General features: G+C 57.7%; 18 protein-coding genes and 1 riboswitch. Of the genes, 10 read left to right on the forward strand and 8 right to left on the reverse strand.

Features of this window, described 5'->3' with window-relative positions; all coding sequences use genetic code 11:
- Positions 1-15: 15 nt before the first annotated feature.
- Entirely contained in the window at positions 16-714 is a 699-nt protein-coding gene (locus tag CIC07_RS04510) for a TetR/AcrR family transcriptional regulator (RefSeq protein ID WP_076358731.1), read from the reverse strand.
- Between the two features lie 159 nt (positions 715-873).
- On the opposite strand from CIC07_RS04510, the gene CIC07_RS04515 reads away from it, so the two are divergent.
- The 5 genes from CIC07_RS04515 (at position 874) to CIC07_RS04535 (ending at position 6,173) form a co-directional block, all read left to right on the forward strand.
- Positions 874-2,331 (forward strand): DHA2 family efflux MFS transporter permease subunit, encoded by a 1,458-nt coding sequence (locus tag CIC07_RS04515; protein WP_076358732.1) that lies wholly within the window; start codon positions 874-876, stop codon positions 2,329-2,331.
- A gap of 324 nt (positions 2,332-2,655) precedes the next feature.
- Positions 2,656-2,838: riboswitch (Lysine riboswitch) on the forward strand.
- 101 nt (positions 2,839-2,939) lie between these two features.
- Positions 2,940-3,770 (forward strand): transporter substrate-binding domain-containing protein, encoded by an 831-nt coding sequence (locus CIC07_RS04520; protein WP_076358733.1) that lies wholly within the window; start codon positions 2,940-2,942, stop codon positions 3,768-3,770.
- A 66-nt stretch (positions 3,771-3,836) separates the two neighbouring features.
- Positions 3,837-4,556 (forward strand): amino acid ABC transporter permease, encoded by a 720-nt coding sequence (locus tag CIC07_RS04525; protein WP_076358734.1) that lies wholly within the window; start codon positions 3,837-3,839, stop codon positions 4,554-4,556.
- Between the two features lie 20 nt (positions 4,557-4,576).
- The gene (locus tag CIC07_RS04530; protein ID WP_076358735.1) at positions 4,577-5,326 is read left to right on the forward strand and encodes an amino acid ABC transporter ATP-binding protein; all 750 of its coding nucleotides are present in this window, start codon (positions 4,577-4,579) and stop codon (positions 5,324-5,326) included.
- A 262-nt stretch (positions 5,327-5,588) separates the two neighbouring features.
- On the forward strand, positions 5,589-6,173 hold the full coding sequence (locus tag CIC07_RS04535; protein ID WP_076358736.1) for a YdeI/OmpD-associated family protein: 585 nt from the start codon (positions 5,589-5,591) through the stop codon (positions 6,171-6,173).
- A 395-nt stretch (positions 6,174-6,568) separates the two neighbouring features.
- On the opposite strand, the gene CIC07_RS04540 is transcribed toward CIC07_RS04535, so the two are convergent.
- The 6 genes from CIC07_RS04540 to CIC07_RS04565 all read right to left on the reverse strand — a co-directional run bounded on the left by CIC07_RS04540 (position 6,569) and on the right by CIC07_RS04565 (position 10,254).
- Positions 6,569-6,871, reverse strand: coding sequence for a putative quinol monooxygenase (locus CIC07_RS04540; protein WP_076358737.1), 303 nt, complete (start codon positions 6,869-6,871; stop codon positions 6,569-6,571).
- Entirely contained in the window at positions 6,868-7,926 is a 1,059-nt protein-coding gene (locus tag CIC07_RS04545) for a helix-turn-helix transcriptional regulator (RefSeq protein WP_327205399.1), read from the reverse strand. The genes CIC07_RS04540 and CIC07_RS04545 overlap by 4 nt, the downstream gene beginning before the upstream one ends.
- A 7-nt stretch (positions 7,927-7,933) precedes the next feature.
- Positions 7,934-8,425 carry a DinB family protein gene (locus CIC07_RS04550; protein ID WP_076358738.1) on the reverse strand — a complete coding sequence of 164 codons (492 nt, stop codon included), beginning with the start codon at positions 8,423-8,425 and terminating at the stop codon, positions 7,934-7,936.
- A 95-nt stretch (positions 8,426-8,520) separates the two neighbouring features.
- On the reverse strand, positions 8,521-8,913 hold the full coding sequence (locus CIC07_RS04555) for a MerR family transcriptional regulator (RefSeq protein WP_076358739.1): 393 nt from the start codon (positions 8,911-8,913) through the stop codon (positions 8,521-8,523).
- Positions 8,914-9,016: 103 nt separating this feature from the next.
- Positions 9,017-9,337, reverse strand: a complete 321-nt coding sequence (locus CIC07_RS04560; RefSeq protein ID WP_076358740.1) for a hypothetical protein — start codon at positions 9,335-9,337, stop codon at positions 9,017-9,019.
- Positions 9,338-9,417: 80 nt separating this feature from the next.
- The gene (locus CIC07_RS04565) at positions 9,418-10,254 is read right to left on the reverse strand and encodes an AraC family transcriptional regulator (RefSeq protein WP_048745749.1); all 837 of its coding nucleotides are present in this window, start codon (positions 10,252-10,254) and stop codon (positions 9,418-9,420) included.
- A gap of 133 nt (positions 10,255-10,387) precedes the next feature.
- On the opposite strand from CIC07_RS04565, the gene CIC07_RS04570 reads away from it, so the two are divergent.
- From CIC07_RS04570 to CIC07_RS04585, 4 genes are all read left to right on the forward strand, one after another.
- Positions 10,388-12,490, forward strand: a complete 2,103-nt coding sequence (locus tag CIC07_RS04570; protein ID WP_076358741.1) for a beta-galactosidase — start codon at positions 10,388-10,390, stop codon at positions 12,488-12,490.
- Between the two features lie 64 nt (positions 12,491-12,554).
- On the forward strand, positions 12,555-13,496 hold the full coding sequence (locus CIC07_RS04575; protein WP_076358742.1) for a DNA-3-methyladenine glycosylase family protein: 942 nt from the start codon (positions 12,555-12,557) through the stop codon (positions 13,494-13,496).
- 323 nt (positions 13,497-13,819) lie between these two features.
- Positions 13,820-15,463: a hydroxysqualene dehydroxylase gene (locus CIC07_RS04580; RefSeq protein ID WP_234993036.1), complete on the forward strand. Its 1,644-nt coding sequence runs from the start codon at positions 13,820-13,822 to the stop codon at positions 15,461-15,463.
- A 24-nt stretch (positions 15,464-15,487) separates the two neighbouring features.
- The gene (locus CIC07_RS04585) at positions 15,488-16,759 is read left to right on the forward strand and encodes an ATP-binding protein (RefSeq protein WP_076358743.1); all 1,272 of its coding nucleotides are present in this window, start codon (positions 15,488-15,490) and stop codon (positions 16,757-16,759) included.
- Here the strand turns inward: CIC07_RS04585 and CIC07_RS04590 are convergent.
- Positions 16,723-17,205: a hypothetical protein gene (locus CIC07_RS04590; protein WP_076358744.1), complete on the reverse strand. Its 483-nt coding sequence runs from the start codon at positions 17,203-17,205 to the stop codon at positions 16,723-16,725. The genes CIC07_RS04585 and CIC07_RS04590 overlap by 37 nt on opposite strands.
- A 72-nt stretch (positions 17,206-17,277) precedes the next feature.
- On the opposite strand from CIC07_RS04590, the gene CIC07_RS04595 reads away from it, so the two are divergent.
- Positions 17,278-17,793 (forward strand): DUF6886 family protein, encoded by a 516-nt coding sequence (locus tag CIC07_RS04595; RefSeq protein WP_076358745.1) that lies wholly within the window; start codon positions 17,278-17,280, stop codon positions 17,791-17,793.
- Positions 17,794-17,963 lie beyond the last annotated feature (170 nt).

Raw genomic sequence — 17,963 nt, forward strand, 5'->3', positions numbered from 1 at the left:
CGCGCGGGATCAATCCTATGAACGCATGCCCATGATCAATTTGTCGAAATAGAGGCCGATTGCGGAGTCGTCCTCGACCATCCATTTCTCGTAGAAGACCTGGTGCTTCATCGTTTTGTAGAAATCCATCAGCGCCTGCTTCATCGTGAGATTTTGCAGCATCAGCCATGTTGGGTCCCACAGCTTGCGCAAGACCAGATCGACCTGGGTGAGATAGATGCGCGTATTCATCGGGTAAAACACGCCAAGCTGAATGCCGCTGTTGAAGTAGTCGGCGAGCTTGTCTTTGCATAGCTCCACGGCTTGCTCCAGCTTGGACGACAAATCCGGATAGGAGACCTTCAGATCCAGAAGCAGGACATCCGTCAAGTAGAAGGACAGCTTGATGGTGAGCTTGAACGCTTGGGCGAAGGATTCGTTGTAGAACTTCAGCTCTTCTGCGGACGGCCGCGAGAGCGGCTCCTTGGACAACGTCGGAGGTGCCTCCGACAACATTTGATTGGACACGAACCTCGCGAATTTGACGATGATGCATTCCGCGATTTCGTCTTTCGAAGCGAAGTATTTATACATCGTCGCTTTGCTGATATCCATGCATTTGGCCGCATCGTCCATTTTCAAAGGGCTGAAGCCGTGTTTTTGGACATAGGGCATCAAGCGCATAATAAGCTTCTCCCGCTTATCGAATAACGGATCGCATGGGGTTTCCGACATTTCGCAACACCTCCTGTAGACCAACTTCAGTATAGAGCATCTTTCACGGTTTATAAACGTCGTATACGAATTGAACTTATTTTATAAAATTAGTTTACTTTGTATAGAACGATATGCTATTTTAGTTGCAAGCAAATGATCAGCCTGGAGGAGATGCACATGTCAGCAGAAGCCCATGTAGGCACGCCTTTACCCGTCCGTTCGCTCCTTGCGCCGCTGATTGCGATCATCGTCGGATTGTTCATGGTCATCCTGGATACGACGGCGGTCAACGTCGCCATTCCGGTGCTTGCCGATGATCTGCATAGCCCGCTCAGTCTCATTCAATGGACGATCACGGGTTATTCGCTTGCTCAGGCCGTCGTGATTCCGATGGCGGGATGGTTCTCCGACCGCTTTGGAGCGAAGCCGATTTTCATCGTCTCGATTATTTTATTCGTCGCCGGTTCGATTCTCTGCGCGTTCGCCGGCACGGCGGAGCAGCTGATCGTCTTCCGCATCGTGCAGGGCCTGGGCGGCGGGATGGTCGTGCCGATCGCCTTTGCGATGACCTACCGGATCAGCCCCCCCGAATCGGTGGGAAAGATTATGGGGATGATGGGCGTGCCGGTGCTGCTTGCGCCTGCGCTCGGTCCGGTCGTGTCCGGGTATCTAGTCGACTACGTGAACTGGAAATGGATCTTTCTGATCAATATTCCTGTTGGCATCGTCGGAGTGATCATGAGCGTCCTGTACTTGCCGAAATTACCGAAAAAAGCTTCAGCCCCGCTTGATTACGCTGGAATCGCGCTTGCGCCGTTCGCTTTCGGCGGGCTGTCCTACGGGCTGAGCGAAGCAGGGGAGGGGTGGTCTTCCCCAAGGACGATTGCGGGTCTGACCGTAGGCGCCGTCGCGATGGTTCTATTCGCCATCGTCGAGCTTCGGCGCAAGAGCGAGCCTCTGCTGGAGCTGAAGGTATTCCGTTCCGTGCAATTCAGTCGCGGGATCGTGGTGCAGTGGGTGATGCAATTCTCCATGTTCGGGCTGATTTTCGCCATTCCTTATTTCATGCAGCGTCTGATGGGAATGAGCGCGTTCGAGGCGGGATTATGGACATTGCCTCAGGCGCTGGCATCCGCAGCCATGATGCCGTTCAGCGGACGGCTGTTCGACCGCATCGGCGCGCGCCCTCTCGTAATCGGCGGGTTGGCATTGCTTATGGTCGGCGCTTATCTGCTCTCGACCATCGATCCGAGCGACAGCCCGTGGTTGTTCCTGGTTCCCCGCGCGCTGATCGGGTTCGGAACGGGACTGTCCTTCATCGCCTTGAATACGCATCTCATCCAGACGGCGCCCAAGGAATTGGTCGGCAAGGTGACCTCGTTGACAAGCGCCGCCCAGCAGGTGCTGGGATCGTTCGCCATAGCGGGATTGACGACGCTGCTCGTCAGCCGGACCAACCATTATTCGCGCCAAGGCGAGGCGCCTATTCCGGATGCGATGTCGCACGCGTTTCATAATGCGTATCTGTTGATCGCCATCCTAGCGGCTGCAGGATTGTTGCTGGCGCTCACGCTCAAGCGGCCGGCCAAGGAGCAAGCGGCTGAGCCGGCTGTCATGATGGACGCGGGCATTTGATGAGGCAGGACGATCATTAGCACGCTTGGGGGCCATTCCGCATGGGGTGGCCCTTATACGCAGTCAAAGAGTCCGGCTTGGTGATGGTTCACGACGAGGAGAAGCAAGGCAAATGCCACCGTCTGCGTCTGGCCGCGCGTCGAACATTTTAAGCGGCAGTGCCAGAGATCAAGCGTATGCATAAATATACACGATAGGTTAGAAATGCAATCACATTCCAACAATTAGAAATGGTATATTTTAACCAATTAATCCGTGTATATACATTGACAATCTTCCTCTTCATATAGCATAGTTACTGTAACTGAATATTGCCTCACGTTATGGTGAGGTAGAGGCGCGGTGTTTAACAGTTTGTAGCGGAGCTTGAGAAGGCGTTGAGGCTATGAAGAAGGAAATGCCGCCGAAGTGGGTCATACGCTCCGTATTGCCTGCTGGGTCTGCAGTTAAGAGCTGCAGGACTGTCTCGATGGACCTCCCCGTTCATTGAGTTGAGCTATCTTCCCAGGGAAGCAGAGGCATGTAAGGTACTAGTGCATAGTGCGGCCTGAGCTGATCTCAGGCCGCTTTTTTGTTTTTGAAAAAGAGATTCCGGGAGGATGAAAAAAATGAAGATGAAGACAAAGGTACTTGGGATCCTGCTGCTATCCGCCCTGCTTGCGATAGCGGGCTGCGGTTCGAATGGAAATTCCGGATCGACGAGTGAAGATACGTTCAAGGTTGGACTGGAAGCGGGGTACGCACCGTTCAACTGGACTCAAAAAGACGATTCCAATGGCGGCTTCAGCATCGCCGGAACTTCTGAATTCGCAGGCGGCTACGACGTGGAAGTCGCGAAGAAGATCGCAGACGGCTTGGGCAAGAAGCTTGAGATTGTGAAGACGGAGTGGGACGGGCTTGTCCCTGCTTTGACTTCGGGCAAGATCGACGCGATCATTGCCGGCATGTCCCCAACCGCAGAGCGCAAGGAGACGATTGATTTCTCCGACAGCTACTACAAGTCCAATTTGGTGATGGTCGTGAAAAAAGGCGGGAAATACGAAGGCGCCACTTCCATCCAGGATTTTAACGGGGCGAAAGTGACGGCTCAACTAAACACCTTCCACTACTCGGTCATTGACCAAATTTCGGGCGTATCCAAGCAGACGGCGATGGACAACTTCCCGGTGATGAGAGTAGCGCTTGAGTCCGGAATGATCGACGGTTACGTTTCGGAGCGCCCGGAGGCGGTGAGCGCTTCCGCAGCCAACGGCAACCTCGCCATGGTCGAATTCAAGGACGGCTTCCAAACCTCGGAGGATGACACGGCGATTGCGGTCGGCCTCAAGAAGGGCAGCGAATACACAGCGAAAATCAACGATATTCTGAAAGGAATTTCGGAAGAGCAGCGCACAAGCATCATGGATGCAGCGATAAAAAATCAGCCTGCAGCCAAATAATGCCAACGGAGAACCGGCTGTATGCCATACAGTCGGTTTTGTAATGAATGAATGGGAGGCATCGGCATGAGCTTGGAATGGATCGTGAAAATTGTCGAAGAAAACTGGCAGATGTTCCTGCGAGGGGCAGGGATGACGCTCTTGATCTCCTTGGTGGGAACCGTGATCGGCGCCGTCATCGGTTTATTGGCGGGCGTGATAAGAACGATACCGGCGCCTGGGCGTACCGCCCAGCGAGTCCTGCTCAAGAGCGCGAACTTTCTTTTGACGGTATATATTGAAGTGTTCCGCGGCACACCTATGATTGTGCAGGCTGTGGTCATCTATTTCGGCTCGGCATTGGCTTTCGACTTCAACATGAATGTGCTCACCGCGGCTTTCATCGTCGTGTCCGTCAATACGGGGGCCTATATGGCGGAGATTGTCCGGGGCGGAATCCTGTCTGTCGATAAAGGACAGTTCGAAGCCGCTCATGCGATCGGCATGAATCACATGCAGATGATGGCCAACATTATTTTGCCGCAGGTCATCCGCAATATTTTGCCGGCGACAGGCAACCAATTCGTGATCAATATCAAAGACACCTCGGTCCTTAACGTGATTTCCGTCTCGGAGCTGTATTTCCTGACGAAATCGGTTGCGGGCAACAACTTCCGGTATTTTGAATCCTTCTTCGTCGCGTGCGTGATTTACTTTGTCATGACCTTTACCGTCACGAGAATTTTGCGCTATTTCGAAAAAAGGCTGGAGGGTTCCAAAAGCTACGAGATGGAACCCGCGAGATAAGCAAGAGGAGACAGAAACCTATGGAAAAAGTCATTGAAATCCAACATCTCCATAAAAGCTATGGCATGAATGAAGTGCTGAAAAACATCGGCTTTTCCGTCCATCATGGCGAAGTGGTCACGATTATCGGCTCCTCGGGCTCGGGGAAGTCGACGCTGCTCCGCTGCATCAACCTTCTGGAGATTCCGAGCGGCGGGGAAATCCTTTATCGGGGCCGGAATATCCTGGATGGCAGCCACCATATTCCCTCCTACCGCAAAAAGCTGGGGATGGTGTTCCAGCAATTCAATCTGTTTGAAAATCATGATGTGCTGAGCAATTGCATGGTCGGCCAGATCAAAGTGTTGAAGCGCTCCAAGGCGGAAGCGGAACAGACGGCTCGGAAATATTTGAAGGTAGTAGGCATGGAGGCATATATCAACGCCAGGCCCAAGCAATTGTCGGGCGGCCAGAAGCAGCGCGTGGCGATCGCCCGAGCGTTGTCCATGGAGCCGGATGTCCTGTTGTTCGATGAGCCTACATCCGCCCTCGATCCCGAGATGGTAGGCGAGGTGCTCAAGGTCATGAAGGAGCTGGCCCATTCCGGCCTGACGATGCTCATCGTCACGCATGAAATGGATTTTGCAAGGGAAGTGTCGGATCGGGTGGTGTTCATGGATAAAGGCGTCATCGCCGAAGAAGGGACGCCGGAGGAAATGTTTGGCCGACCGAAGCAAGAACGCACGAGGGAATTCCTGAAGAGGACATTCGTCCAGCATGATCGGGCTTGACCTCGACGGCGACCATGAACGGAATGCGGGAGCTAAATTTGATTTTATCTTGGGCTTTCCCGCAACTAGGGGAAAGTCCTTGCTGTCATTGGCCGTCGGAAGCGGCTGCGCTTCAGGTATGCTAAGATGAAACCAGCAGCTAAGGTAGAACGGAAAAGCCAACCATGATAAACGAGTAGTTGGAACCGAAAACACAGGGCAATTGTACACAGACTCATTTCCTGTCCATCCAACCTAATATGAAATCGGAGTGTTTTTAATCATGACAACGAATCCAAAGGTAGATGGATTTATTCGGAAATCGAAAAAGTGGAAGGCTGAATACGAGAAGCTGAGAACGATCGTTCTTGACTGCGGGCTGACCGAAGACTTCAAATGGATGCATCCTTGTTATACGTTCGAGAACAAAAACATCGTGATCATCCACGGATTCAAAGACTATTGCGCGCTCCTGTTCCACAAGGGCGCCTTGTTGAAGGATGCCCATGGCATTCTCATCCAGCAAACGGAAAATGTACAGGCGGCGCGCCAGATCCGGTTCGCCAATCTCCAAGAGATCGTTGATAAGGAAACGATCTTGAAAGCCTATATCAATCAAGCCATTGAAGTGGAAAAAGCCGGTTTGGAAGTGGAATTTAAAAAGAATACCGAATACGTCATTTCGGAAGAATTTCAAACGAAACTCGATGAGATGCCTGCCTTGAAGGCTGCTTTTGAAGCCTTGACGCCCGGAAGGCAGAGAGCTTACCTTCTTTATTTTTCGGCCCCCAAGCAATCCAAAACTCGAGCGTCGAGGGTGGAGAAATATACGCAGGCCATTCTCGAGGGCAAGGGATTGAATGATTAGGGCATGTTGGGGCTGAGAGAACTCACAATCATCGGGCAGGCTTCAACCATAGCCAAACCCCGATTCTGTTGGTAGATAGGGAAACGAGGCTCAATAAAACAACACAACAAGGCTGCCGCAGATTTTAAGGCAGCCTCGTTGTGTTGTTTACCGGAATCGGTTGGCTCATTTCATGAATAGAAGGAGCAAATAATCATGGGCATTATAGTGGCAATTGGATTCATATGCATCATAAGTTATCTTAGAGCCATCCATATTTCTCTTCAGAAAGTATTGAAAAAGATGGAGGAAAGGAATCGTTCTTAATGCCGCTTAGCAAGGCATCGCCACCAAGCATGTCCCCGCCTCGCCGCATCAGCGCCTGGCGGGGACATGCTTGTCGCCTTTTCGGCAGCTTATAATCCGACGCCGCCGACCGGACGGACGCGGATCGGCTCGATCGCGGCGATGAGCGGGCGAGCCTGGCCGATGACGGCAAGCACCCGCTCGTTGCGCAATGAAGCGGCATGAGCTTCCTCGTTCTGCCACAGCTCGGTAATCCAGATCAAGTCTTCGTCATCGGCCGCTTCGTGGAGGATGTAGTGCTCGCAGCCCTCCATTTCGTCGAGGGTCTTGGCGGCTCCGAGCAGAAGGTCGAGCAGCTCGGCACGCTTTCCCGGATGGGCTTTCAATTTACCGAACATCGCATATTTGCTCATGGTTTCAACCTGCCTTTCGTTGATATTGAATGTCGTTTCAGCATATCCGTATAATGGGCAGCCGCTTCCGAGCTTGCCTGCACCATCCGCTCGATGAGGACGGCCGGCTCGATGATCGTCAGGGAGCGTCCGTAAGGAAGGAGGAAGTAAGGAACGAAGGTTCGGAGGGAGTCCGCGCCGAGCCGGAGATGCAGCCGCTCCGGAAGACGCTCCGCGACGGAATGTCCGAACAGCCAGTGGCGGCAGAGCTCTCCGAGCGCAAGCGGCGCTCCTTCGAGGATGACGTCGACGAGCTGCTCCTGCTCCAGCGCGCCAGGCATCAGACTGTTCAGCAGATGCTCCTTGGCGGAGAAGCCCTCCGGCTTCTCGAACCGGAGGCTGCTGGTCTCGATGCTTCGGATGCGGTCGGCGCGGAAGCTCCGCAGCTCTCCGCGAAGCCTGCAGAATCCAACCGTATACCACGCCCCCTTCCAATGGACGATTCCGTACGGATCGAATTCCCGGCGGCTTGAAGCGATGCTCGCACCGGATTTTCCGTAACCCTTGTCGTACTCCATGATCACCGTCTCGCCCGAGGCGGCAGCCTTCTCCAGCTCCCGGAGAGCCTCCTGCTCCAGCGGGCCGGTCGGGGAATGGACGACCTCCAGCCCGTCTGCGTGCCTGTTCAGCCGGCTCCGCTGTTCGTCCGTGGCGTACCGCATGAGCTTGTCCAGCGCACGGGCAAGGTCGCCGCTGTACGGATAGCCTGCTTCCCGGGCGAATACGGAGGCTTGGACGAGCGCGCGCTGTTCATCCGGGTCGAAGAACAGCGGCGACTCGCTGAACGACTCCAGAATCCGGTAACCGCCGTTCGGACCGGAATCGGCCAGGATCGGAACGCCGCTGGCGCAAAGGGAGTCGATGCAGCGGTAGATCGTGCGCACATGCACCTCAAGCGACTCCGCCAGCTGTCCGGCGGTCATCTTGCGGCCGGACCGCAGCAGCCACAAAATCGAGAGCATATTGTCCGCTTTGGCCAGTGTCCTCATTCCCTTCTCGACGATCCGCCGCTTCATCTGTCATTCAGGGCAGAGGCGCCATTCCCTTCTCCACCCAGGTTTCATAACTCGGGCCGTATACATCCGGAACGCGCAGGCCCGCCTGCCTCATCAGCACCGTCATCTGCCCCCGGTGATGGGCCTGGTGCATGACGGTGAAGCGGAGCGAAGCTCCGTTCGCCCAGAGCTCGCCGCCGATTTCCTGCTTCTGGAGCAAAGCCTCATCGCTCCATGCGGAGCGGACGGCATCGGCAATACCGCGGCTGACGCGCCTGTATTCGGAGGCGATTCCGGCTGCGGAGCCGCTCTGTCCGGCATCCGCTGTCGTGAAGTCCAATCCCATTGAAGCCATGTAACCGATCGACTCCGCCAGATGCCAGGCGATGGCTCCGAGCGTGCGGCGGTTCGCCGCTGCCGGCCGGGCGAGCGATTCATCGGTCAGGGCGTCCAGTACGCTTGCGGTCAGCTCCGCTTCCGCTTTCCATTCCTTTTCAAAATCCTCGATAGACGCAAACATCAAGCATCCCTCCACTGGGCGGTCCTGCCGCCGATTCCGTTACCGAACAAGCATAACGGACGATCCCTGACAGATGCGGTCAGGGATGGGACGGCTTACTTCACGATTTTTCCGTTGACGTATGTACGCCCTGCCATCGAAGCCTCAAGCACCCACGTGTCGAGAGCCGTTCTGCTGATGTAGATTCTTCCGTCCACAATGATGTGCGGCAAGGTGTTCGTTTCGCCGGAGCTCAATCTTAATGCCCTTTCCGCATCAAGGATTTTTTCCAGCTGGCCCTGGGGAATGCCGAGGTATCCGGCTGCAGCATCGACCGTAAGCAGCGGTTTGTCCCAAGGAGATTCATAGACGGCCGGGCTGGAGACGGCCGGTTGAACCGCCGCCGTCGGGACGGCGTCCTTGCTTGAGGCGACAATCAGGCAGCCGCCGATGAAGGAGGCGCCAAGGACGGCGCTTGCGATTAAATTCGAATAGGTGCCTAATTTCATGTGAACTCCCTTTCCAAAGCATGGTCTCTTCTATCCTAGACGAAGAAAATATCCATGTCACGGTATAAAAGGGCATGAATGGATGTCTCGAAGCTTCATCTTGTCAGTTCCGGGTCCAGATCGGGCTGCTTTTCGCCCTCTTCGACCAAAGGGAGCAGTGGTACCGGACCAGGCGCGGCTGAAGCGGACTGAGGCTGGAATTCACGCTTTTCTTCAGCACATAGGGGACGAAGCCGCTGCCGGCAAAGATGAGGACTTTGGCCAGATGCCCCTCCTCCATCAGCCAGGCGGTGGCGGATCCCGCGGCGAAGTCGAGCCATACCATCTGATGGAAGGCATGCTTGGGCAGGATGAAAATGAACTGGCTCTTGCGGACGAACGGAATGGGGACGGTCACAGCCTGGCCTCCTTGCAAAGGAAACATGGTATGGACCATCCTATTCGCAAGGTGAATTGTCCCATTCCAGGTGAAGGCCGGACCCGATCAGCTTGGGTATGACGTTCTCATGCCCGCCCGCTTCGGAATCGGTCCGGCGTATCGCCGGTCAGGCGGCGAAAGGTTGCGATGAAGTGGCTGACGTCGCGGAAGCCGGTCTGGCCCGCAATGACTCGCAGCGGCTCGCCCGGACGGCTGAGCAGCAGCTCGCGGGCCCGGCGGATGCGCAGCCGCACGAGGTAGGCGTAGGGAGACAGGCCGAACAGGCTGCGGAACAGCGTATTGAGCCGGCGGCCGGAGAGGCCTGCGGCTGCGGCCAGATCCCCGAGCCCGATCGCCGGCTGGTGGAGATTGGCCTCCAGCCAGGACAGCAGAGGCTCGAGCTGGCGCAGCCGCTGCGACACGCCGGCGGCTTCGTCGGTGCTGGAGTAAGTGCGCAGCGCCAGCAGGAACCGGTACGCCTGCTGGGACGATTCCAGCCCGAGCGGATCGGCTTGGCCTTCCAGCAGCTCCAGGCTGTTCAGCAGCAGACTGTCCAGAGGAGATCCGGGCTCCCAGCGGTAGAGCGCCGGACTGGACAGCGCCAGCGACGCCATGAGGCCCGGCAGCTCGGGTCCGGCAAAGGTCAGGTAGGCCGTCTGCCAGACGCCGCCGCCGCTGCGGTAGCTATGGGCTTCCCGCGGCGGCAGGAGCAGTCCGCTGCCGGGCGGCAGCGTCTCCGCATGGCCGTTCCAGGAGACGCGCCCTTCGCCGGCGAGCGTCTGCAGCCAGTGGTAGACCGGGTAGCCGTCTCCGCGATGGAACGGCTCCTGGTCCGGGTTGAAGCCGATGCTCTCCAGCTGGACCGGCAGAGGCCTGTCCTGCAGCTGGACGGGAACGACCCGTCGATGTCCGGCGATGTTCATCGTTATGCGCCTCCTAAGCTCAACGTAGTTCCATATTCTTATATATGTCAGCCATAAGATTGGATTTTAAGGAGATCGTTCCTTTTTTAAAATGGAGATATCCTTATATTACACCTGGAAGAGGTGCCTGATCATGATAAATTCGAAGCTGCCCAAGATTTGGTATGGAGGCGATTACAATCCCGAGCAGTGGGACGGGGACACCTGGACGGAGGATCACCGGATGTTCAAGCTGGCGGGCATCGACGTCGCCACGATCAACGTGTTCTCCTGGGCTCTCGATCAACCGGACGAACATACGTACGACTTCGCCTGGCTCGACGAGCAGTTCGCGCTGCTCCACGGGCAAGGCATCGGCATCTGTCTGGCGACCGGCACGGGAGCCCATCCGGCCTGGATGGCGAAGCGCCATCCCGAGGTGCTGCGGGTGGATTGGGAAGGCCGCAAGCGCCGCTTCGGCGGGCGCCACAATTCCTGCCCGAACAGTCCGGTCTACCGCCGCTTCTCTACGGCGCTGGCAGGCAAGCTGGCGGAGCGCTACGGCCGGCATCCGGCTCTGCTCGTCTGGCATATCAGCAACGAATACGGCGGCTACTGCTATTGCGGCAACTGCGCGGCGGCCTTCCGCGGCTGGCTCAGGCAGCGGTACGGCTCGCTGCAGGAGCTGAACCGCGTCTGGAATACCCGCTTCTGGGGCCATACCTTCTACGACTGGGAGGAGATCGTGCCGCCGAACGCGCTCAGCGAGGAATGGGGCGGCAGCCGCACCAACTTCCAGGGCATCTCGCTGGACTATCGCCGCTTCCAGTCGGACAGTCTGCTGGAATGCTTCAAGCTGGAGCGCGATGCCGTCAAGGCGCTGACGCCCGATATCCAGGTGACGACGAACCTGATGGGCTTTTATCCGGAGCTGGATTACTTCAAATGGGGCAAGGAGATGGACATCGTCTCCTGGGACAACTACCCGTCGATCGATACGCCGCCGAGCTTCACGGCGATGGCGCATGATCTCATGCGGGGGCTGCGCGGCGGCCAGCCGTTCATGCTGATGGAGCAGACCCCGAGCCAGCAGAACTGGCAGGCGTACAACTCGCTGAAGCGTCCCGGCGTCATGCGGCTGTGGAGCTGGCAGGCGGTGGCCAGAGGAGCGGACACGGTCATGTTCTTCCAGCTGCGGCGCTCCGTCGGAGCCTGCGAGAAGTACCACGGAGCCGTCATCGAGCATTCCGGTCACGAGCATACGCGGGTATTCCGCGAGGTCGCGGAGCTCGGGCGGGAGCTGCGGCAGCTCGGCGATACGCTGCTGGACGCAAGGGCGGACTCCAAGGTCGGCATCGTCTTCGACTGGGAGAACCGCTGGGCGACGGAGCTGAGCAGCGGTCCGACGGTGGCGCTGAACTATGCGCAGGAAGTCCACAAGTATTACGATGCGCTGTACAGCCAGCATATCCAGGCGGACATCATCGGCGTCGAGGAGGATTTCTCCCGCTACGAGCTCGTCATCGCGCCAGTGATGTACATGGTGAAGCCCGGGTTCGCAGACAAGGCGGAAGCCTTCGCTGCGGCCGGAGGAGCGTTCGTCACGACCTTTTTCAGCGGCATCGTCGACCAGCACGACCTCGTCCGGACCGGCGGTTATCCAGGCGAGCTGCGCAGGCTGCTCGGCATCTGGTCGGAGGAGATCGACGCGCTTCTGCCGGAGCAGCGCAACGTGATCGTCATGACGGCATCCGGAGAGCTCGCGGGCGGGTCGGACGCTCCAGGCGGCAGCGGCCGGAGCGGCGGCCCGGGCGCCGTTCCCGGCATGCGTTCCGAGTATGAGTGCGGCCTGCTCTGCGACTTGATCCACAGCGAAGGAGCGGAGGTGAAGGCGGTCTACGGCGACGACTTCTACCGGGGCATGCCGGCCCTGACCGTGAACAGGTTCGGCGAGGGAGAAGCGTGGTACGTCGCCTCCAGCCCGGAGCCGGCTTTTCTCCGGGACTTCCTCGGAAGCCTGTGCAGCGGGCGCGGCATCGAAGCGCTTGTGGAAGAGGCGTCCGCGGAGCTGGAAGCCGCCGTCCGCGTCAAAGACGGAAAGCGGTACCTGTTCCTGCTCAACCATGGGGCGGAGGAGGGATGGGCGTCGCTTCCGGCAGGCGGGGGCGTCGATCTGCTGACCGGAGCGACCGTCGGCGGCCGTGTCTCCGTACCGGGAAGAGGCGTGCGGATCGTACAATCCGGCCGGATTTCATAAGCGATTATGCTAAAATAGTCCTTGGAGGGCGGGAAGCCCCCGCCATACGAGGGAGGATCTGCCGATGAACGGAATTAAGCCTCATGCGGACGCCGCGCCCATTGTCTTGCCTGTGCCCGAACCTTTCAATTACCCTGCCGCCTTGGCATATTTGAGCCGCTCCAGCGATGAAGCGCTCTATGCGGTGGAGGGGGATTCCCTGGTCAAGCTGTTCGCTCGGGGAGGCGAAGAGATTCTGGTCCAGGTGGACTACGAGGAGGACGGGAGCGGCGGCTCGACCGCTGTCCGCCGTCTCGTCGCCGCATTCCCGATGGGAGACGCCCCTTCTCCGGCGATGAGGAGGCATATTGAAGCCTACATGCTGGAATGGTTCGATCTGGACCGGGATCTGGAGCCGTTTTATGTCCTCACGGAAAGCAGCGATCTGCTGCGGGAGGCCGGCCGGACCTTCCGAGGACTGCGGATGATCGGCATCCCGGATCTGTTCGAGGCGGTCTGCTGGGCGATCATCGGGCAGCAGATCAATCTGGCGTTCGCTTACACGCTCAAAAAAAGGTTCACCGAGACGTTCGGCCGCTCCGTGAGGTGGAACGGACGCGATTATTGGGCTTTCCCGGAGCCGGCTGCGGTCGCTTCGCTGGAGCCGGCCGACATCATGGCGCTGCAGATGACCGGACGCAAGTCCGAATATCTGATCGGCGCCGCACGTCTGGTCGCGGACGGCTCGCTGGACAAGCAGTCGCTGCTCCAGGCGGGCTGGGAAGGAGCGGAAAGCAAGCTGGTCGCTATTCGCGGCATCGGCTTGTGGACAGCCCATTATGTCATGATGCGCTGCCTGCGCATGCCGGAGGCGCTGCCGGCCGCCGATGTCGGGCTGCTGAACGCGATCAAGGCGGCCGGCGGCATGGAGCGCAGGCCGACGGCGGACGAAGCCAGAGAGCTGGCCAAGCCATGGAAGGGCTGGGAAGCCTATGCGACTTTTTATCTATGGAGAACGTTGTATTGATCGAGGGGAAGCAAGCGTGATCGAGCAGGACGATCGGACCCGAATCGCAGCAGGCAGAAGGCGTCTCCGCCAGGGGACGCCTTCTTTTTTTGACTTTTTGCTCCCCGACTGCCGCTGGAAGCGTTTGCCGGGAGGGGAAGCGAATGCCTGTTCGCGCCCAATGGGAGGGATGGACGCCTGCCACGGAAATTTATTTCATTTATTGATAAAATTCGACAGTAAAAGACATTAGTTCGATGGTACTATGTGGGAAGAGTTTATGTGTATATCGGCCTATTGGTGTTGGCGCACAAATAATGGATGCTAGAGAAGGAGATGGCGATTTGAATAAGGTCATGCCGAAAATTGTCATTTTGGGCGGGGGCGTAGCAGGAATGAGCGCTGCCCATGAGCTCGCGGAGAGAGGCTTCAACGTTTCCGTCTACGAGGCAAGGTCCATACCGGGAGGCAAAGCCCGCAGCATGGATGTGAAGGGAAGCGGAACCGAGGGGAGAAAGGATCTTCCCGGAGAGCATGGCTTCCGCTTCTTTCCTAAGTTCTACAAGCATCTTCCCGACACGATGAAGCGGATTCCCTTCCCGGGCAACAAGCGCGGCGTCTTCGATAATCTGGTGGAGGGCTCTCGGCTCGGCGTCGCGTTCGACGACCGGCCGATGCAGCCGTTCGTAACGGAGTTCCCGGCGAACTCCTCCGACTGGAAAGTGCTGCTGGAATCCATTTTCGGCAACGATCTGGGCCTGACCCGGGCGGAAGCCGAGCACTATGCGGGCAAGCTCTATCAGCTCGCCTCCAGCAGCGACCTTCGCCGATACCTGGAATACCAGCGTGTCTCCTGGTGGGATTTCATCGAAGCGGACAAGCAATCCCAGCAGTTCCAGCGCATTCTCGCAGGGCTGTCCCGCATTCTAGTCGCGGCCAAGGCGAAGGAGGCGAACGCCTGCACGATCGGCACGGTGGGAGCGACCTTGATGATGGATATGATCACCCCGGGAGGCAGCGCCGACAGGCTGCTGAACGCCCCGACGAACGAAGCCTGGCTGAGACCGTGGCAGGACTATCTGCTCTCGCTCGGGGTCGAGTTCCATCGGAATGCCCCGGTCAGGTCGATCGCCTGCGAGAACGGCGCGGTGACCGGCGTCTCCGTCGTCGTCGACGGCGAGGAGCGGACGGTTGTGGCGGACGCCTACATATCTGCATTGCCCGTTGAAGTCATGGCGGGATTCGTCACGCCTGAGCTTGCCAAGGCCGATCCTCTCCTCGGCAAGCTCAGGACGCTCAGCGAATCCGTCGAGTGGATGAACGGCATCCAGTTCTATCTCAATGAGGACGTCGAGCTCATCCACGGCCACGTCATCTGCATGGACAGCCCTTGGGCGCTGACCCTCGTCTCGCAGAAGCAGTTCTGGCCCGGCACCGATCTGACCCAATACGGCAACGGGCGGGTACGGGGAGTCATATCGGTCGATATCTCGGATTGGCAGGAGAAAGGCATCCTTTACGGCCGTCCCGCCATGCAATGCTCGGCCGAGGAGATCAAGAACGAGGTGTGGGCCCAGCTCAAGAAAAGCTTCAACCATGGGACGGAGCTGCTGCGCGACGAGCAGCTGGAGCATTGGTTCCTCGACGAGGACATCCAGTTCCCCAATCCGAATTCCGTGACCAACATGGAGCCGCTGCTCGTCAACAGGGTGCATACATGGGATTTGAGGCCCAATGCCTATACGGCCGTGCCGAATCTGTTCCTGGCTTCCGATTACGTGCGCACCAATACGGATCTCGCCACGATGGAGGGCGCGAACGAGGCCGCACGCAGAGCCGTCAACGCCATCATCGATCAATATGATCTCAAGGCCGACAAATGCAAGATATGGGATATGTACCAATACGATTGGCTGATCTTGAACCGGAGCAGGGACAAATCCCGGTGGGAAAACGGGCTGCCCTGGAACGGCAGAATCGTCGGCTAGAGTGGATAGGAAGGATTTCCTGCCGTGATTGAAAATATAATTGCACGCGAATTCCAAGGGCTGATGTATTATCTGACCGCGTGCCTGCTCTTCTTGATCATTACGCCCAGAGTGTCGTTCATACGCCATGGCCGCAAAATCCTGTTCGTTCTCATCCTCATCGTCCAGAGCTACTTCTACCTGGCCTATGAAGAGATCGATCCCTTGGTCTACGCGCTCCATCTGACGCCGGTGTGCGTCGCCATGGTCGCCCTGTTCGAAGGGTGGATACCAGGGACGGCGACCGCGGCGGCATTCGTATGGGGCAATGTCTTCATTGCGGGCAACGACTGGCTTCCGCCCACCATAGCATGCGCCGTCGTGACCGTGCTGGGCATCATCTTCCATTACCGGATCAAGCTGTCGGAGTCGATCCGGCTCATGATCCTGCTCCATATTCTCTTGACGTTCGTTCATATCGGAATCAGTTACGGCTTCATGGCCGAACAGGGGATCGATTTCAACCTGACGGAAGTGCTGCTGATCACAGCGGGATCCCTCCTCTCCGCTCCGCTAGTATCCTACACCTACTATTTGGTGAAGCATCAGGAGAGGATGACCGAGGAGCTGTTCAACGCGGAGAAATACCATCTCATCGGGCAACTGACGGCCTCCATCTCGCATGAGGTGCGCAACCCGCTGACGACGGCCAGAGGTTTCCTCCAGCTGATGGGCAAGCCGGGACTGGATCAGCAGGCGATGGATCGATACCGCAACCATGCCCTTGAAGGCATCGACGGAGCCAATGCCATCATTACCGATTACCTCAATTATTCCAAGCCCTCCGTCGACGAGCCGAAGCCGCTCGATATCCGGCAGGAGCTCAGCAGCGTCGAGCAGTGGGTCAAGCCTCTATGCGTCATGTCGGGCATCGAGTTCGTGACGAGCCATTCGACGGAAGAGCCGCTCATCATTGTCGGGGACTCGAAGAAATTCCAGCAATGCCTGCTGAATATCATGAAGAACGGGATCGAGTCGATGCCGGAAGGCGGCGTCCTTACCATCAGCACGAGGCAGGAGAACGACAAGGCCCTGATCTTCATCCGGGATACGGGAGTGGGGATGAACGAGCAGCAGCTGAAGCGCATCGGGATGCCGTTCTATACGACCAAGGACAAGGGAACCGGACTCGGACTCATGGTCGTGACCAACCTGATCAAGGCGATGGGCGGCCGGACGTATTACCGCAGCAAGCCGAATCAGGGGACGATCTGCGAGGTTCATTTGCCGCTGGCCCCGAATCCGGCTTCCTCTTGATCCTCCAGCCGGCGGAGCGTCAATGTCCAAGCGGCGTCCTCCGGCCCGGCATGGCCGCAAGGCGGCCGGAGCAGCCTGTTCAGCGGGGCGGACAGATCAAGCAGCGTCAGCAGGTCGCTGCGTTGGAGCGCGAGCAGCTGATAGGCGGTTCGCGCTTCTTTGCCGCACGGACCGTGCAGGGCGCCCGTGAGGGGAGTTCCGTTGACCGCAAGCGCGGGAAGAATGGAACTGCCGCCTGTTATGGAGATACCGGCCAGATAGATTCCGCCCGCTTTGATCCGGATCGCGCCGGATGAGCTCAGCGATAAGGCCGGATGCCGGGCCGGGCAGCTTTTGCTGAACGCCAGCCCAGGCTGCGGCGCATCGGCCGAATCCAGCCTGCAGCCGGTGAATTGAATGATGCCGTCGTTCCCGCCGGAACGGCCGGCGGAGGTTGCGCAAGTCATGGGATGCCTTCTTCCGCTTTGTATTCTGTCTTCCCAGCTATCTTATGCAGGAGCCGAAAGGAGAACGACGCCTTGGAGCCTCTTCTTCACCACTTCAGCGAGGAGTCCGCCATCAGCCGCTTTGTCCCTCGGCCAAGGCCCGGACGCGACGATCTGCCTGCCGCGGTATGGGCTGTCGACGAAGAGCATAGCGTGAATTATTTCTTTCCGCGGGAATGTCCGCGGATCATCTACAATCGCCAGCCCGGGCTTGATGGGCGGGAGGAGCGGCTGCTCTTCGGCATGTCCGGCGCCTCGCGGATCATTCTGGTCGAGAGCCGATGGCTGGAGCGGATTCGGGCTGCGGCTTTGTACCGGTATGAGATGCCTGCCGATACATTCCAGATGGAGGACGATAGCGCGGGCTACTATGTTTCGGATGAGACGGTTGTCCCCCGATCGGTCGATCGCATGCCTGATCTCCTAGGTGAAATCGCGCGCTCCGGCGCGGAGCTGCGCGTAACGCCAAGCCTCTTTCCCGCCAGGGACGCGATTATGCAATCGTCGCTGCGCCAGTTTTCCATCATTCGGTTCCACAACGCGAGATGAGACTCTTCAGCCGTTTGGCTGAAGGGTCTTTTTTCCTATTTTCAAGGACTGGAAGGTATAAATAATTTGAAAATAGTTGACATAAGTTTAAGGTAAATCTATAATTTCGTTGAAATTATGTTTTCGTTCCTTGTTTGACCAAACAAAACAGGAATGAAATCAAGAAGCAA

The sequence above is a fragment of the Paenibacillus sp. RUD330 genome, assembly GCF_002243345.2.
Taxonomy (GTDB): domain Bacteria; phylum Bacillota; class Bacilli; order Paenibacillales; family Paenibacillaceae; genus Paenibacillus_O.

What these genes read in the sequence shown, in the direction of transcription:
- CIC07_RS04510 (WP_076358731.1), bottom strand. Translation starts at nt 714, where the DNA reads ATGTCGGAAACCCCATGCGATCCGTTATTCGATAAGCGGGAGAAGCTT.
- CIC07_RS04515 (WP_076358732.1), top strand. Translation starts at nt 874, where the DNA reads ATGTCAGCAGAAGCCCATGTAGGCACGCCTTTACCCGTCCGTTCGCTC.
- CIC07_RS04520 (WP_076358733.1), top strand. Translation starts at nt 2,940, where the DNA reads ATGAAGATGAAGACAAAGGTACTTGGGATCCTGCTGCTATCCGCCCTG.
- CIC07_RS04525 (WP_076358734.1), top strand. Translation starts at nt 3,837, where the DNA reads ATGAGCTTGGAATGGATCGTGAAAATTGTCGAAGAAAACTGGCAGATG.
- CIC07_RS04530 (WP_076358735.1), top strand. Translation starts at nt 4,577, where the DNA reads ATGGAAAAAGTCATTGAAATCCAACATCTCCATAAAAGCTATGGCATG.
- CIC07_RS04535 (WP_076358736.1), top strand. Translation starts at nt 5,589, where the DNA reads ATGACAACGAATCCAAAGGTAGATGGATTTATTCGGAAATCGAAAAAG.
- CIC07_RS04540 (WP_076358737.1), bottom strand. Translation starts at nt 6,871, where the DNA reads ATGAGCAAATATGCGATGTTCGGTAAATTGAAAGCCCATCCGGGAAAG.
- CIC07_RS04545 (WP_327205399.1), bottom strand. Translation starts at nt 7,926, where the DNA reads ATGAAGCGGCGGATCGTCGAGAAGGGAATGAGGACACTGGCCAAAGCG.
- CIC07_RS04550 (WP_076358738.1), bottom strand. Translation starts at nt 8,425, where the DNA reads ATGTTTGCGTCTATCGAGGATTTTGAAAAGGAATGGAAAGCGGAAGCG.
- CIC07_RS04555 (WP_076358739.1), bottom strand. Translation starts at nt 8,913, where the DNA reads ATGAAATTAGGCACCTATTCGAATTTAATCGCAAGCGCCGTCCTTGGC.
- CIC07_RS04560 (WP_076358740.1), bottom strand. Translation starts at nt 9,337, where the DNA reads ATGTTTCCTTTGCAAGGAGGCCAGGCTGTGACCGTCCCCATTCCGTTC.
- CIC07_RS04565 (WP_048745749.1), bottom strand. Translation starts at nt 10,254, where the DNA reads ATGAACATCGCCGGACATCGACGGGTCGTTCCCGTCCAGCTGCAGGAC.
- CIC07_RS04570 (WP_076358741.1), top strand. Translation starts at nt 10,388, where the DNA reads ATGATAAATTCGAAGCTGCCCAAGATTTGGTATGGAGGCGATTACAAT.
- CIC07_RS04575 (WP_076358742.1), top strand. Translation starts at nt 12,555, where the DNA reads ATGAACGGAATTAAGCCTCATGCGGACGCCGCGCCCATTGTCTTGCCT.
- CIC07_RS04590 (WP_076358744.1), bottom strand. Translation starts at nt 17,205, where the DNA reads ATGACTTGCGCAACCTCCGCCGGCCGTTCCGGCGGGAACGACGGCATC.